Raw genomic sequence first — 14,781 nt, 5'->3', positions numbered from 1 at the left:
TTTTTTTAGAACCGGAGGAAATGTGGCTCGCGCGGTGCTTTTCGGGCATATGGGCAGCGCAACCGGAGCTGACATGCGGCGCACGCTGACGGGCCTGACCCGATGGCTGCTCGCCGGTGCGCTGGCCTGTGCCTCGCTGGCCGCCCCGGCTGCCAGCGCCCCGGTCTGCAAGTGGGCGGACTGGGATGCCTTCAGGCAAACCCTGCTGAGCGCCGATGGCCGCGTGATCGACGCCAGCACTGAGAACCAGGCCACGGTCTCTGAAGGCCAGGCCTACGGCCTGTTCTTTGCCCTCGCCGCCAATGACCGCGCCAGCTTCGACAAGCTGCTTGCCTGGACCGAGAACAACCTCGCTCAGGGGGACCTGATCGCGCACCTGCCGGCCTGGATCTGGGGACGGCTGCCGCCGGAGCAGGCCAGGTCTGCCGGCAAGGCCACGGACAGCTGGGGCGTGATCGATGCCAACCCGGCCTCGGACGCCGACCTGTGGCTCGCCTACACCCTGCTGGAGGCCGGCCGGCTCTGGCAGGAGCGGCGCTTCACCGCGCTGGGCACGCTGATGGCCCGGCGCATCCTGCGCGAGGAAACGGCGGTGCTGCCGGGCCTGGGCCGCACCGTGCTTCCCGGAACGCAGGGATTCAGCCTGAGCGAGCGCCGCTGGCGCCTCAACCCAAGCTACGTGCCAATGCAGGTCATGCGCCGGCTGGCCACGCTGCTGCCCGATGAACCGGCCTGGCAGCAACTGGTGGCCAGTTCGGCCAGGCTGATGCTGGACACCGCGCCGCGCGGCTTCGCGCCGGACTGGGTGGAATACGAGACCGGTCGCGGCTTCCTGCCCGATGCGCAAACGCACGCCGAAAGCGCCTACAACGCGATCCGCGTCTACCTGTGGGCCGGCATGCTGGCCAGCGACGAGCCCCAGCGCGCCGCGCTGCTGCGCACCTTCACGCCGCTGGCGGACTACGTGGCGGCCAAGGGCTTCCCGCCCGAACGCGTCGATACGCAGACCGGCCAGCCCGGCCCCAACGCCGGCAACGGCGGCTTCTCCGCCGCGGTGGCGCCCTACCTGGCCGCGCTCGGCCGCGCCGACCAGGCCAGCGCGCAAGCGCGCCGCACGCGCGAACTGGCGCAGCGCGAGCCGCCCGGCTACCACACGCAGGTGCTGACGCTGTTCGGCCTGGGCTACCTCGACGGCCAGTTCCGCTTCGCGCACGACGGCGCGCTCGTCCCCGCATGGGAGACCGGATGCCCCGCGCGCTGACAGGCGCTAGCGAAGAAGGCGCACGAAGGCTGAGGCTGACATGGCCATCAAGATAGCCTGCGAAGCGCCGTAATCGCTAGAATGCGCGTTAATGCGCAGCGGTGCGCGTTGGTCTGATCCCGGAGCCGGCAATGGAACCCCTCTCTTTTGAATTCGTCACCGTTGAGGAAGCAAAGAAGGTACTGGACGGCGCGCCGCCATTGCAGGCCGAGCCTGACTGGAGCGGCGTGCGGCGAGCGCCGTCGCCGCAAGATACATTGCTTTCAGACGTCGCCATGCGGTGGCTGGCGTCGCTGCCGGCCGAGGCGCGCCCCGTGGAGCTATGCCGCCGCTATGCGCGCATCGGCAACCATCTGGCTGTGCTTGCAGCCAACCCGGCGGCTCTGCATGCTTTTCTGGTTGAGCTGCTGATCGATAAGCGGGGTGGGCGGCAGGGGTTTCCGGATGGGATTGCGCTTGAATTGTCGCGGTTGCATGAATATGTGGTGCGGATATTGCCCGGGTTGGGGGGTGAGCAGGGGTGGCCTGAGTTGGCGGATTGAGGTGGGCTGGGGGTTGTATGCCATGCGGTAGCTTGTCAATCTTGGCGAGCGTGGCTGTTTCGCCGGCGTAGCCGGCGAGTCACTTTCTGTCCGAGCGACAGAAAGTAACCAAAGAGCGCGTCGCCTGAGCGGCTGGCTATCAATTTGGCGGCGGGGGTGGTGCGAGCGGCGGTGATTTCCGTTCATGTGGTAGGTGGTTCGACCCTGCTACGCACCCTGTCCGGTGCCTCCGTCCACGGACTATTGGACGAACCCGACTTTAGGCCATTGGCAGCCTGCTAACCACCGCGTCGGCGGGACGCCTTCGGCTGCGCTTCGCGCCGGCCCTAACGTGGTAGCGCCAACGACCGCGTTCTGGCTTGCGCATTTGGCCTGGCATCATTCACCACAGCGCGGTGCGAGCGCAGCGATGCACTCTGTGCCAGGGCACCCGACCTACGATACTGAGTGCGCGCAGCGCAGCCGAAGGCGTCCCACCGATAACCTGGTTAGTAGGCTGCCAATAGCCTAAAGTCGGGTTCGTCCAATAGTCCGTCGACGCAGGCACCAGACAGGGAGCGTAGCTGGGTCGAACGGGCAACCACGCAAAAACGGCAAGCACCGCCGCCATATGACCAACACCGTGCAATTTATGGCCAGCCGCCCAGGCGACGCGCTCTTTGGTTACTTTCTGTCGCTCGGACAGAAAGTGACCCGCCCAGCAGGGCGGAACAAGGCCGTCGACCTACGACAACATCGAACCAGGCCCCAAGCCCCCCTAAACCGTCGCCCCAGTCCCCAAAACCGCCGTAGCCTGACTAGACAACGTCCCCCCATTCCCATGCACCACGGCAACCTCGGCCCCCTCCACCTGCCGCTCCCCACATTCACCCCGCAACTGCCGCACCGCCTCAATGGTAATGAACATGCCATACATCCCAGGATGCACGCATGACAGCCCCCCGCCATTGGTATTCACCGGCAGCCTCCCGCCCGGCGCAATGCCCCCGCCGCTGACAAACTGGCCGCCCTCGCCCTTGGCGCAGAAACCCAGGTCTTCCAGGAACAGCAGCGTGTTGATGGTGAAAGCATCGTAGAGCTCAGCCACGTCGACATCGGACGGCTTCAGCCCCGCCATGGCGAAGGCGCGCTCGCCGGATTCCTTGGCGGCCGTGACGGTCAGGTCCGGCATGCACGAGATCTGGCGGTGCCACGTGGCGGTGGCATTGCCCAGCACATAGACCGGCGGCTTGGCCAGGTCCTTGGCGCGGTCGGCGCGCACCATCACATAGGCGCCGGCGCCGTCGGTGACCAGGCAGCAGTCACGCACGGACAGCGGGTCGGACACCATCCGTGCATTGAGCACGTCGTCGATGCTGAGCGGGTCGCGCATCATCGCTTCCGGATTGAGCTGCGCCCACTTGCGCGCCGCCACGGCGACCTCGGCCAGGTGCTCGCGCGTGGTGCCGTACTGGTGCATATGGCGCGCCGCGGCGAGTGCATATGACGTGATCGGCTGCAGCGGGCTGTACGGGTGCTCATACGGCTGCGGGTCCAGCACCGCGCGCACCTTGGAGATGCCGGCGCGGCCGACGGTGGAGGTGCGCTGGTTGCTGCCGTAGCAGACCAGCACCGCATCGCACTGGCCCGATTCGAGCGCCATCATCGCCGGCAGCATGTGCGAGACAAAGCTGGAGCCGCCGATCATGGTGCTGTCGACAAACTTTGGCTTGATGCCGAGGTACTCGGCCACCGGCATCACCCACATGCTGGCGCCGACGCTGGCGGTGGCGATGCCGTCGATGTCGCGCATCGACAGGCCCGCATCCCTGACGGCGGCCTTGGCGGCCTCCACCAGGATTTCCATTTCAGTCTTGCCGTGGGCCTCGCCCATGCCCGCCTGGCCGACCCCGACGATGGCGACGCTGCCACGCAAATTGGACAAACTCATGGCCTCAGCCCTCCACCGGATCGAACACGACGAGAGCGGCCTCGCCTTCCTTGCCCTGCGCCACGCGCGCCTGCACACGCATGCCGATGCGCACGCTGGCGGGCGCAATGCCTTCCACGCGGCTCATCATGCGCACGCCCTCATCCAGGTCGACCAGCACCACGTTGTAGTCGCCGCCGGCATCCGGCTTGCGGCGGATCACGCTGGTGGAGTAGACCGTGCCGGTACCCTTGGGCTCGACCCAGGCGAGCGTGTCGCCGCCGCAGTGCGGGCAGATATTGCGCGGGAAAAACACGTGGCGCTTGCAGTCCTGGCAATGCTGGATGCGGAACTGGCCAGCGGCGAGCTGGTCCGCATAAGCCTTGTCCGGACCCACCGCCGCTTCTTGTTGGGGCATGGAGTCTCCTTCACTTTTGATGGTGCCGCCATGGGCCTTCCATGGCACGGCAATGAGCTTGCCGCAGTCTGTGCATTGCAACAATTCACATCTGCCGAAGGCTGGATTATTGAATGCGGAAAGCGCCGCGCTCAGATCACCAGTTCGATCACAAACGGCCCCTTGCGCGCATTGGCCATGCGGAACAGGTCGGCAAAACGCTCCATGTCCCTGGCCTGCGCGCCCTCCACGCCCATGCCGTTGGCCAGCTTGACCCAGTCCAGGTCGGGATTGCCGATGTCCAGCATGTCCAGGGCGGTCTTGCCCGGGTTGGCCCCCACGCCCGCCAGCTCGCCCAGCAGGATGGCGTACTTGCGGTTGGCCAGCAGCACCACGGTGACGTCGAGCCGCTCGCGCGCCATGGTCCACAGCGACTGCAGCGTGTACATGGCCGAGCCATCGGCCTGCAGTGCCACCACGCGCCGGTCCGGCGCCGCCACCGCCGCGCCCACGGCCAGCGGCAGGCCTTCGCCGATGGCGCCGCCGGTCAACTGCAGCCAGTCGTGCGGAGCCGCGTGGACCGTGCCCGGATAGAAGGCGCGGCCGAAGCTGATGCTCTCTTCCACCACGATGGCTTGTTCGGGCAGCAAGGCGGTCAGCGTACGTGCCACCGCCTCGGACGTGACCGCGCCACGGGCGGGCTCCACGGATGCGGGCGCTGCTGCAGCCGGCAGCGGCGCATTGCGGGCGCCCACCTCGTCGGCCAACCGGGCCAGCGCTTCGGCCAGGTCTTCCTCCGGACGTGCCAGCACATGGATCACGGCATCTTCCGGATACGGGCGCGGCGACTTGCCCGGGTAGGCAAAGAACGTCACCGGCGCCGGTGCGCCGACCAGGATCACGTTGCGGATGCCGGCCAGCTTGTCGCGCGCGACGTCGCCCGAATATGGCACGCGGTCCACCGCCAGGAGGCCGCTGCCGCGCGACACTCGCGCATTGGACATGGGCGAGATCAGCCGCGCGCCGGTCGCTGCGGCAATGCGGTGCGCATCGGCCAGCGGCGCCTCGCGCAGCGCGCTGCCCCCCAGCACGACCAGCGTGGGCTGGCCCGAGCGCAGCACGCGCGCGGCCTGCTGCACGGCGTCGGGCGAGACCTTGGGCACCGCCAGCGGCGGCAGCGGCGCGGCCACCACGCCGCCCGCATCCCAGCACACATCGGAAGGCAGGATCAGGCTGGCGACCCCGCCTGGCGCGGCGCATGCGGCCTGCACCGCCGACGAGGCATCGGCGCCGACGGACGCAGCCTGCGTGGCCGTGCGCGTCCACACCGAGACAGGACGGGCCCAGCCTTCGGTATCCGCGGTCAGCGGTGCGTCCAGCGGCCGGTGGTAGGTGGCCTGGTCGCCAATGATGTTGACCACCGGCGTCTGCGCGCGGCGCGCGTTGTGCAGGTTGGCCAGGCCGTTGGCCAACCCCGGGCCGCAATGCAGCAGCGTGGCGGCGGGCTTGCCGGCCATGCGCGCATAGCCATCGGCCGCGCCGGTGACCACGCCTTCGAACAGGCCCAGCACGCAGTGCATGCCCGGGATGCGGTCCAGCGCCGCGACGAAGTGCATCTCGCTGGTGCCCGGGTTGGCAAAGCAGGTGTCCACGCCGTTGGCGAGCAGGGTCTTGACCAGGCTCTCGGCGCCGTTCATCGGTTGGGTAGTTTCCATGTCTCGGGTTCCGCTCAGGTTCTGGGTCAGCAGGTTGGCATTGGTTGCACGGGAGGCGTCAGGCCGGGCGCGGCCGCGCCGCCAGCAGGTCGAAATCCAGGCAGACAAACTCGGTCGGGAATTCGATGCGTGCGTAGTAGACGATCAGTTCGCCGCTCTCGCCCGGGACACAGGCAAAGCGGCGCAGCTCAGCCACCGGCGCGCCCACGGCAAGCGCCAGCGCGGCGGCGGATTCGGCCCCGGCCGCGACGATCGACAGGCGCTGGCGCGCGGTGCTGACCGACAGGCCGGGGAAGCGGTCCAGCACCGGCACCGAGGCGCCCTGGCGGAAGGCCTCGGGCTCGCGCGCAAAGACGCCGGCCTCGATATAGACCTCGCCCACCGCGAACGGCCGCCCTTCCAGCCGGTGCAGCCGGCGCAGGAAGTGGTATTCGGCGGCGCGCTCACCGGGGCACGGCATGCCGAGATCGTCGGGCAGCGGCACGTTGCCGGCCGACTCGACCATCGCTTCGGTGTCCAGTTGCGCGCCCACCGCCACCGCCTCGTCCCAGCTGGTTGACAGCGACACCTGCCGCCGCGCCTGGCACGGCGCCTTGACGAAAGTGCCGCGCCCGCGCGAGCGCTCCACCAGCCCTTCTTCATCGAGCATCGACAAGGCATGGTGCATGGTCATGCGCGCCACGCCGTACTGGCGGCACAGTTCTTCCAGCGACGGGATGCGCTCGCCCTGGCGCCAGGCGCCGCTTTCGATCTGGCGGCGGAAGATGGTGGCCAGCTGCAGGTAGACCGGCTGGCGGCTGCGCGCGAGGAGTTCGCTGGACGTGGTGTCTGCCATGCGGCAAGGGAGGTCGGGAAACGTCGGGGAACGTCGGGAAACGGGCGATGCGGAGACCGCCCGAAGGCAGCCTGGTCGGACGACTATATAAAAGTCTATAAACCTAGACTACTCGGGTTAACGCCGATCCATGCCTTTCCGGTAGCGCCAGGCCCAGGCGTGCATTCCGGGTTTCCTGTCGCCCGGGCGTCACGCGCCGGAACGTGCCGGAACCCCCACTTCAGCGCCCACCTTGCCACTGCCCAAGCGGACAGAATGCCACCATGCCCCAACCTTCCCGGGGGCAGGCGTGGCTGCCGCTTGCAGCCATCTCAAGGAGTCAACTTATGTTGATGCGAGACGTGATCCCCCAATTCCTGAACCGCGGCACGGCCCAACTGGCGCCCGACGCGTTCGAGACGGCTTCGCACAAGACCTTCCACCATGCGATCGACATTTATCTCAAGGATTCCAATGCGTTTATGAATACCTACTTCGCCCGCTACTTCGAGTGGCAGGGCGTTTGCCGGGAGCGATGGTTCCATGAATGCATCCACGACAACCTGCTGGCCGCTGGCGGCGTCTTCGTGACCAAGCGCGCGCACCAGGAGTATGTCGAGGAGACGTTTCCGTTCCAGCGCGTGGATTGCTACCTGAACACCTTCCAGGTCCGGCAGTGCTCGGCCTACCTGCTGTTCCGCTTCTGCGTGGGGGGCAAGCCGGTGTCGCTGGGCTACCAGCAGATCGTCTTCGCCGACCGGCAAAAGCGCATTACGCGCTTTCCGGCGGGCATCATCGAACGGGTCAGGGAATATGAACTGGCGCTGCCGGCACTGGCCAGCTGAGCCAGGCGTGGCTGACCCCGCGCGGGTCTGAATCCGGCACCGCCGGCCGTGGGTCAGCCGGCGGTGCTGGTGCGCAGCCGGCTGTCGGCCATGGCGGTGAAGCGCGGCAGCCTGAGGGTAAAGGTGGTATGCACGGCCGGCACCGACTCGCATTCAATGCGCCCGCCGAAGGTCTCGATCACGCGCCGGCAAAAGGCCAGGCCCAGGCCGGCACCGGTGCCATGCGCCTTGGTGGAGAAGAACGGATCGAAGATGCGCGGCATGACGTCGGCCGGAATGCCCGGGCCGGTGTCGCGAAAGCGGATCACGTGATACTGGCCCTCGGTCGCTCCGGTGATGTCGATGTGGCCGCCGCCGGCCGCCCGGATCGCATGCAGCGCGTTCTTCAGCAGATTGAACAGCACATAGACCAGCAGCGTGTCGGAGCCGACAAAGCGCCAGCCCTGGTCGATGCCGCGCACCTGCACGCAGCCGCGCTCCTCGCCCTGGAACGGGTAGCGCTCCAGCGCCGCATGCACGCAGTCGGCAATGCCGTGCGGGGCAAAGCTGCTGCGGTCCAGCCGCTCCAGCGTGACCGAGGCCAGCGCCATGTCGATCACGGTGCTGGTGCCATCGACTTCTCGCGTGATGGCGCCGACCAGGCTCGACACGCGCTCAAGCTGGCCGGGCCGCATGCGGTCCTCGCACAGCCCCTGCTGGACCGCCAGCTGGTAGCCGTGCAGCACCTGCGGCCAGGTGCGCGCCAGCTCCTGCGCCTGCATGCGGATGGTCGCCAGCGGCGTGCGCATCTCATGCGCCACGGTGGCGGCCAGCGAATACGGATGCATCAGGTCGTAGCGCACCACGCTGACCGCCAGGATGCCCAGGCTTGCCGCCACGAACACCACGCCCGGCGGATAGAAGGCCGCGCCGTAGTTGACGGCGTAGTCCACCGCCGCCAGCGAATAGAGCGCCACCGCCACCAGGCACAGCTTGTAGCGCTTGCGGCGTTCGGCCGTTGCATTGCGCCGCGCCGCCACCAGCAGCCAGGCGCTGCGCAGCGCCACCAGCACCGTCTGCACCAGGTGCAGCGGATGCAGCGGGCCGGCCTTGGGATAGTCGCCGAAGAAATAGCTGTAGTAGCCAGAGACCACCTGGTCGGTGGTCAGCAGCAGCACCGCCAGCACCAGGCTCAGGCCGTACGAGGCCAGCAGCAACGGCCGCTCGCGGCGGCACTCGGTGACTTCGGCAATGAAGTGGTAGAACGTGGTCGGCAGGAACAGGATGAAGAGGTAGCCGAGCCGGGCCAGCGCCAGCGCCACATCGGGATGCGAGGCCTGGAACAGGAACACCCACGTGCCCTGCCAGGCGAAGGTGGTCACGCACAGCAGGAAGAACGAAGTGGAGACGCGCGTCACCCCCTTGGTCACCAGCACATAGAGGCCGTAACCGAGGAAGATCGACGAGACGAAGGCGGGCAAGGCTGCGTACATGCGGAGCGCGAAGGCAAGCCGGGTGGATGGCGGGGTCGGCGACGCGCCATGTTATGCCCTGCGCGGGTGGCGCGTGCATCATTCGGTTGCATTCAGAGCTAATCCGCGCTTAATGCTGTGCGATTCACGCCGAAATACCCCTCGTTCCGGGGGTGCCTGAGAGGTATCGAGTACGCGCCAGACAAGAAACAAGGCGGGGCGCCCGCTGGCACCCCGCCTTTCCGTGCTGCCACGCCCTGCCTACCAGCGCGTGTCCCGTTCCCACGCCTTCATTTCTTCCTCGGCGCGCTCCTTGGTGTAGCCATAGCGCTCCTGGATGCGGCCGGCAAGCTGGTCACGCTTGCCGTTGATCTGCGTGATGTCATCGTCGGTCAGCTTGCCCCACTTCTCCTTGACCTTGCCCTTCACTTGTTCCCACTTGCCTGCGATCTGGTCCCAGTTCATGTCGTGCTCCTTCATCCGGTGGCAAGGGGGCGCCATCCGAGGCGTCCCCTTGCGCGTGGTGCGGTGCTGGCGGAATGCCGCGAAGGCTTACTTGCTGTACTTGGCCTTCACATCGGCCTGGCACTTGTCCTTGGCATCGCCCGACATCGCGTCGCAGCGTTCCTTGTCGGCCTTGTACGCGGCGTCGGTGGCGTCCTTCTTCGCGTCGGCGCGGGCTTCCGCCACGTCGGCACGCGAACCCGTGGCCGCGGCCTTGTCGACCTTGGCAGCCATCAGTGCCTTTTCATGGGCGGCCTTGGCGTCCTTCTTGCAAACGTCCTTGTCGTTGCCCTTCTTGTCGTCGCACATTTCCTTGGCCACGTCATAGTCGCGGTCGGCCTTGACCTTCTCGGCCTTGGCCATCGACTTCTGCGTGCCGTCGCGGCGGGCTTCGGCCTGGGCCTTGGCCACATCGCGGTCGCGCTTGGCCTCGGCCTTGCAAACGTCCTTGGCGTTGGCCTTCATGCCATCGCACTTGGTGGAGGCAGCCTTGTAGTCCGCATCAGCCTGCTTCACCGCGGCGTCATAGTCCGCCTTTGTCCCGGTTGCAGCCGTTCCGGCCGTGGTTGCTGGCGCGGTCATCTGGGCCAAAGCAAATCCCGCCGGTGCGGCAACCATCATCGAACACACTGCTGCGGTCAGCCATTTCTTCAACATGTCGATCTCCTTTCCGGGTGGATGCGTCAGGGTACGCATGAGAGGCCGGCGGCTATGCTGCTGGCCATGCCGTAAGTACAGAGTAGGCTCGGGGAAATATGGGAAGCAGGCGTCCGGCTCCGAAAGGAGCGTCAGACTATTCCGACATTGCGATTCGGGCGAGGCACACGGCGGGGCATGCACCGGATTGCGGAGGGACTTGTGGAATGCGCCTTAAAAGAAAAAACGCCGCCCGGTGTGGGGGCGGCGTCATGCCTGGGGCCAGTCTGCAATGCCACAAAGGCCGCGAGGGACATGCCTCCGCGGCCCTGTCATCACCCCGCAATCGACGGCGTCAACCGGCTCTCGTCGGGCTTGTCGCCCTCTTCGTCCGGCCAGTTGCGGCCCACCATCCATTCATACAAGGTGGGCAGCACGATCAGCGTCAGCATGGTGGCGGTGATCAGCCCGCCGATGATGACGATGGCCAGCGGGCGCTGCGTCTCCGAGCCGATGGCGCGCGAGATCGCCATCGGGAACAAACCCAGCATGGCCAGCAGCGCGGTCATCAGCACCGTGCGCAGCCGGTCCATCGAGCCGGTCAGCACGGCCTGGCGCACCGGCATGCCTTCATCGCGCAGCTGGTTGAAGTAGGTCACCATCACCACGCCGTTGAGCACCGCCTGGCCGAACAGCGCGATAAAGCCGATCGCCGCCGACACTGACAGCGGGATCCCGGTCAGGAACAGCGCGAACACGCCGCCGATCAGCGCGAACGGGATGTTCGAGATGATCAGCGTGGCGCTCTTGAACGACTTGAACGCATTGAACAGCAGCAGGAAGATCACCAGCACCGACAGCGGCACCACGATCGAGAGCCGCGCCATGGCGCGCTCCTGATTCTCGAACTCGCCCGACCAGCTGATCTTGACGTCCTCGGCCTTGACGTTCTTCGCCACCAGCTTCTGCATGTCCTTGACCACGCTGCCCATGTCGCGGTCGCGGATAAAGATGCCGATCGAGGTGGTGCGCTGGCCGTTCTCGCGGCTGATGTTCATCGCGCCGGATGCCGCGCGGAAGGTCACCAGCTGCGACAGCGGCACCTGCGCGCCGTCGGCGGTCTGCATGAAGATATTGGGCAGGTTAGGCAGCGCGCGCTCCGACGGCTTCAGGCGCACGGCCACGCTGAAGTGCTTCTCGCCCTCCCACAGTTCGGTCGCGGCCTTGCCGGCCAGCGCGGTTTCCATCAGGTCCTGCACGTCGGCCACGTTGATGCCGTAGCGCGCGGCCTGGGCGCGGTCGAACTCCAGCACGTACTGCGGCAGCTCGCCGTCGCGGTCGATAAAGGCGCGCATCACGCCCTTGACCGACTGCACGTTGGCCAGGATCTGGTCGGCCACCTTCTTGTTCTGCTCCAGGCTGTCGCTCTGCACCTTGATCACGATCTGGCCCTTGATCTGCGAGATGCTCTCCAGGATGTTGTCGCGCACCGGCTGCGAGAAATTGGGCTCGATGCCGGGGAGCTGGCGCAGATTCTTGTCGATCTCGCCGATGATGCTGCGCTTGTTGAAGCCGTCGCGCCACTGCTTCTCGGACTTGAGGTCGACCAGGATCTCGACGGTGTTGATCAGCTTGGGATCGGTGCCGTCGTCGGGGCGCCCCACCTTCGAGATGGTGGTATTGACCTCCGGGGTCTTGCGGATCACGCTGCGCAGCAGCCGCGCCTGGTCGCGCGCTTCATCGATCGAGACCGATGCGGGCAGGTCGAAACTGACCCACATCGAGCCTTCGTCCAGTTCGGGCAGGAACTCGCTGCCGAGGAACTTGCCCACGCCAACGGTCACCACCAGCAGGCCCAGGGCCGAGCCCACCACCAGTTTCTTGTGGTCCAGCGCCCAGGCCAGCATCGGCTCATAGAGCCGCTTGCAGTGGCGCACGATGAAGTTGTCATCGTGCGCGATGTTCTTGGTGAGCAGCAGGTGGCACAGCAGCGGCACCAGCGTCAGCGAGAGGATCAGGGAACCGATCAGTGCACCCGTCACCGTGTAGGCCATCGGCGCGAAGATCTTGCCCTCGTGCCGCTGCAGCGTGAAGATCGGGATGTGCGCTGCAATGATGATGACCATCGAGAACACGGTCGGACGGCCCACTTCCGTGGTGGCCTGCAGGATCGCGTGCAGGCGCGCCTTGCTGTCCTTGATCTGCTGCGCCTTCAGCTCGCCCAGCCGCTTGAAGATGTTCTCGACCACGATCACCGCGCCGTCGACGATGATACCGAAGTCCATCGCGCCAAGAGACAGCAGGTTAGCCGGAATGCCCACCCAGGTCAGGCCGATGAAGGTCGACAGCAACGCCAGCGGGATGATCAGCGCCACGATTGCCGCGGCGCGCACGTTGGCCAGGAACAGGTAGAGCACCGCCATCACCAGCAGCGCGCCTTCCACCAGGTTGCCGAACACGGTGTGCAGGGTCTTGTCGATCAGCGTGGAGCGGTCGTAGTACGGCACGATCTTCACGCCCTTGGGCAGGATCTGGTCGTCCAGCAGGTCGATCCTCTTCTGCAACGCCTCCAGCACCAGCGAGGGGTTCTCGCCCTTGCGCATCACCACGATGCCCGAGACGATGTCGTCCTCGTCGTCCTGGCCCATCAGGCCTTGCGGCGGCGCGCTGCCGACCCTCACGTCGGCGATGTCCTTGACCAGGATGGGGGTGCCCTGGTTCTCGGCCACCACCACGTTGGCGATATCGGCCGAGGTGCGGAAGCTGCCCAGCGAGCGCAGCAGGAACTGCTGCCTGCCGTGCGCCACGGCGCCGCCGCCGGCGTTGGCGTTGGCGCGCTGCAGCGCGGTGAACAGCTGCGACAGCGAGATCTTGGCATCGCGCATGCGCGCCAGGTTGGGATTGACCTCGTACTGCTTGATGGTGCCGCCAATGGTGACCAGGTCGGCCACGCCGGGCACCTGGCGCAGGTTTTTCTCCACCACCCAGTCCTGCAGCGTGCGCAGCTCTTGCGCGGTATAGCCCTTGCCGGTCAGGCGGAAGCGGTAGATCTCGCCGATCGCGGTGGACAGCGGCGCCAGGTCCGGATGCACGCCGTCGGGGAGGTCCACGCTGCGCAGGCGCTCCAGGATCTGCTGGCGCGCGGTCACGTCGGTAGCCTTGTCGTTGAAGGTCACCATCATGAACGACAGGCCGAACTGGGTGTGCGAGAACACCCGCACCGCATTGGGCGTGCCCGCCAGCGCGGTTTCGATGGGGATGGTGACCTGGCGCTCCACCTCTTCGGCGGCGCGGCCCGGGTACAGCGTGATGACGTTGACCTGGATGTCGGAGACATCCGGGAAGGCTTCGATCGGCAGGTTCTTGAACGCGGCCAGGCCGCCCCCGACGAAGATAAGCAGGCCCAGCCAGACAAAGAGCTTCTGGTGCAGGGCAAAGCTGACAATGCGCGAAATCATGTGGCGGCCGTCCTCACTTCTTCTCGGACGCACGCGCCGCGTTCACGGCAGTGGCATCGCGCAGGATGTCCTGCAGGTAGAGGTTGCCGTCGGTAATCACGGTCTCGCCGTCCTTCACGCCTTCAAGCAGCTCGGTGGTGCCGGGCAGCGTCACGCCCACGCGCACCAGGCGGCGCTCGAAGGTATTGGCGGCGGTGCGCACGAACACATAGTTGCGGTTGTCGGCCAGGAACACGGCCTTGGACGGCACGGCGATGCCCTTGAACGATGCGGCCGGCAGCTTCGCGGTGACGAACATCTCCGCCTTCAGGCGGCGCTCCGGGTTGGGCACGGTCAGCCGCACCTTGATGCTGCGCGCGGTGGGATCGACATAGTCGGCGATCTTAATCACGGTGCCGGAGAAGGTCTCTCCGGGCCAGGCAGCAGTGGTCAGCTGCACGTCCACGCCAGGCTTGAACAGGCTCAGGTCGGTCTCGCCCGCATCGACCTGCGCCCACAGCGTGGTTGGATCGGTCACCAGGAACAGCGGCGCGGCGGGCGGCTGGTCGGGGCGCAGCTCCATGCCGAGGTTGATGTTGCGCTCGACCACCAGGCCGTCGATCGGGCTGCGCAGGGGAAAGCGCTGGTTAACGGTGCCTGTGGCGCCTGCGCCGCCCGCGGCCGCGCCGTACTGGCCCAGCGCTGCCTGGGTGCGCTGCAGGTCCGCCGCGGCACGCGCGGCGTCGGCCTGCGCCTGTTCCAGTTCCTTCTGCGCGATGATGCCGGCGCCGTACAGCTCGCGCTGCCGTGCCAGCGCCTTGGCCGCAACCGCGCTGTCGGCGGCGGCCTTGCGCGCATCGGCCTGGGCCACGCCGAAATCGGGCGAGGTCAGGCTGGCCAGCGGCTGGCCCGCTTTCACGGTGGCGCCGGGCTGCACCAGGATCTCGGTGACGCGGCCGGCAAACGGCGTCGACACGCGCACGGTCTTGTCCTCGTTCCACACCAGCCGGCCGGGCAGGCTCAGCATGCGCTCGCCGCCGGTTTTGGCGGCCTCGCCGGCGATGCCCGGCAGCGTCTTCACGCTGGCCGGGAACTGGATGGTATTGCCGCTGACCTTGGGATCGTCATCGGCCTTGGGCGCTTCAGACTTGCCGCAGGCGGCCAGCGCCAGCGCGCACAGGGACAGGGCAGCAAGCCGTGCGGGCAGGCCGGCGGGGAAATGGACAGAAGACATGCGGCGGGACATGCGTGACAGGAGAGAGTGCATTGG

General features: G+C 66.9%; 12 protein-coding genes. 3 read left to right on the top strand and 9 right to left on the bottom strand.

Annotation, left to right across the window (positions count from 1 at the left end):
- The first annotated feature begins 73 nt into the window (after nt 1-73).
- Both bcsZ and ACW4E8_RS11240 read left to right on the top strand, forming a co-directional pair.
- The gene (bcsZ, locus tag ACW4E8_RS11245; RefSeq protein ID WP_456804577.1) at nt 74-1,261 is read left to right on the top strand and encodes a cellulose synthase complex periplasmic endoglucanase BcsZ; all 1,188 of its coding nucleotides are present in this window, start codon (nt 74-76) and stop codon (nt 1,259-1,261) included.
- A 131-nt stretch (nt 1,262-1,392) separates the two neighbouring features.
- Entirely contained in the window at nt 1,393-1,803 is a 411-nt protein-coding gene (locus ACW4E8_RS11240) for a hypothetical protein (protein WP_456804576.1), read from the top strand.
- Between the two features lie 757 nt (nt 1,804-2,560).
- Here ACW4E8_RS11240 and ACW4E8_RS11235 read toward each other — a convergent pair.
- From ACW4E8_RS11235 to ACW4E8_RS11220, 4 genes are all read right to left on the bottom strand, one after another.
- Nucleotides 2,561-3,733 (bottom strand): thiolase, encoded by a 1,173-nt coding sequence (locus tag ACW4E8_RS11235; protein WP_456804575.1) that lies wholly within the window; start codon nt 3,731-3,733, stop codon nt 2,561-2,563.
- 4 nt (nt 3,734-3,737) lie between these two features.
- A complete protein-coding gene (locus ACW4E8_RS11230; RefSeq protein WP_051591783.1) occupies nt 3,738-4,130 on the bottom strand; it encodes a Zn-ribbon domain-containing OB-fold protein in 393 nt (130 codons plus the stop codon).
- 131 nt (nt 4,131-4,261) lie between these two features.
- The gene (locus ACW4E8_RS11225; protein WP_456804741.1) at nt 4,262-5,806 is read right to left on the bottom strand and encodes an acetolactate synthase large subunit; all 1,545 of its coding nucleotides are present in this window, start codon (nt 5,804-5,806) and stop codon (nt 4,262-4,264) included.
- A gap of 76 nt (nt 5,807-5,882) precedes the next feature.
- The gene (locus tag ACW4E8_RS11220; RefSeq protein WP_456804574.1) at nt 5,883-6,659 is read right to left on the bottom strand and encodes a GntR family transcriptional regulator; all 777 of its coding nucleotides are present in this window, start codon (nt 6,657-6,659) and stop codon (nt 5,883-5,885) included.
- 326 nt (nt 6,660-6,985) lie between these two features.
- Here ACW4E8_RS11220 and ACW4E8_RS11215 point away from each other — a divergent pair, with 326 nt between their 5' ends.
- Nucleotides 6,986-7,483: an acyl-CoA thioesterase gene (locus ACW4E8_RS11215; protein WP_456804573.1), complete on the top strand. Its 498-nt coding sequence runs from the start codon at nt 6,986-6,988 to the stop codon at nt 7,481-7,483.
- 53 nt (nt 7,484-7,536) lie between these two features.
- On the opposite strand, the gene ACW4E8_RS11210 is transcribed toward ACW4E8_RS11215, so the two are convergent.
- The 5 genes from ACW4E8_RS11210 to ACW4E8_RS11190 all read right to left on the bottom strand — a co-directional run bounded on the left by ACW4E8_RS11210 (nt 7,537) and on the right by ACW4E8_RS11190 (nt 14,745).
- Complete coding sequence (locus ACW4E8_RS11210; protein WP_456804572.1) at nt 7,537-8,955, bottom strand: ATP-binding protein; 1,419 nt, start codon at nt 8,953-8,955, stop codon at nt 7,537-7,539.
- Between the two features lie 240 nt (nt 8,956-9,195).
- Complete coding sequence (locus ACW4E8_RS11205; protein ID WP_456804571.1) at nt 9,196-9,399, bottom strand: CsbD family protein; 204 nt, start codon at nt 9,397-9,399, stop codon at nt 9,196-9,198.
- Between the two features lie 87 nt (nt 9,400-9,486).
- Nucleotides 9,487-10,095 carry a hypothetical protein gene (locus ACW4E8_RS11200; protein WP_456804570.1) on the bottom strand — a complete coding sequence of 203 codons (609 nt, stop codon included), beginning with the start codon at nt 10,093-10,095 and terminating at the stop codon, nt 9,487-9,489.
- Nucleotides 10,096-10,409: 314 nt separating this feature from the next.
- Entirely contained in the window at nt 10,410-13,532 is a 3,123-nt protein-coding gene (locus ACW4E8_RS11195; protein WP_456804569.1) for an efflux RND transporter permease subunit, read from the bottom strand.
- Between the two features lie 13 nt (nt 13,533-13,545).
- Nucleotides 13,546-14,745 carry an efflux RND transporter periplasmic adaptor subunit gene (locus ACW4E8_RS11190; RefSeq protein WP_456804568.1) on the bottom strand — a complete coding sequence of 400 codons (1,200 nt, stop codon included), beginning with the start codon at nt 14,743-14,745 and terminating at the stop codon, nt 13,546-13,548.
- Nucleotides 14,746-14,781: the final 36 nt, after the last annotated feature.

The organism is Cupriavidus sp. CP313 (genome assembly GCF_054072015.1).
Note: the sequence above shows the minus strand (reverse complement) of the source record. Positions and strands in the feature narration are given on the sequence as shown.

Excerpts from the sequence above, each read along its gene's own strand:
- ACW4E8_RS11210 (WP_456804572.1), bottom strand. The coding sequence starts at position 8,955 with ATGTACGCAGCCTTGCCCGCCTTCGTCTCGTCGATCTTCCTCGGTTAC.
- ACW4E8_RS11220 (WP_456804574.1), bottom strand. The coding sequence starts at position 6,659 with ATGGCAGACACCACGTCCAGCGAACTCCTCGCGCGCAGCCGCCAGCCG.
- ACW4E8_RS11190 (WP_456804568.1), bottom strand. The coding sequence starts at position 14,745 with ATGTCTTCTGTCCATTTCCCCGCCGGCCTGCCCGCACGGCTTGCTGCC.
- ACW4E8_RS11225 (WP_456804741.1), bottom strand. The coding sequence starts at position 5,806 with ATGAACGGCGCCGAGAGCCTGGTCAAGACCCTGCTCGCCAACGGCGTG.
- ACW4E8_RS11240 (WP_456804576.1), top strand. The coding sequence starts at position 1,393 with ATGGAACCCCTCTCTTTTGAATTCGTCACCGTTGAGGAAGCAAAGAAG.
- ACW4E8_RS11195 (WP_456804569.1), bottom strand. The coding sequence starts at position 13,532 with ATGATTTCGCGCATTGTCAGCTTTGCCCTGCACCAGAAGCTCTTTGTC.
- ACW4E8_RS11205 (WP_456804571.1), bottom strand. The coding sequence starts at position 9,399 with ATGAACTGGGACCAGATCGCAGGCAAGTGGGAACAAGTGAAGGGCAAG.
- ACW4E8_RS11200 (WP_456804570.1), bottom strand. The coding sequence starts at position 10,095 with ATGTTGAAGAAATGGCTGACCGCAGCAGTGTGTTCGATGATGGTTGCC.
- ACW4E8_RS11215 (WP_456804573.1), top strand. The coding sequence starts at position 6,986 with ATGTTGATGCGAGACGTGATCCCCCAATTCCTGAACCGCGGCACGGCC.
- ACW4E8_RS11235 (WP_456804575.1), bottom strand. The coding sequence starts at position 3,733 with ATGAGTTTGTCCAATTTGCGTGGCAGCGTCGCCATCGTCGGGGTCGGC.
- bcsZ (WP_456804577.1), top strand. The coding sequence starts at position 74 with ATGCGGCGCACGCTGACGGGCCTGACCCGATGGCTGCTCGCCGGTGCG.
- ACW4E8_RS11230 (WP_051591783.1), bottom strand. The coding sequence starts at position 4,130 with ATGCCCCAACAAGAAGCGGCGGTGGGTCCGGACAAGGCTTATGCGGAC.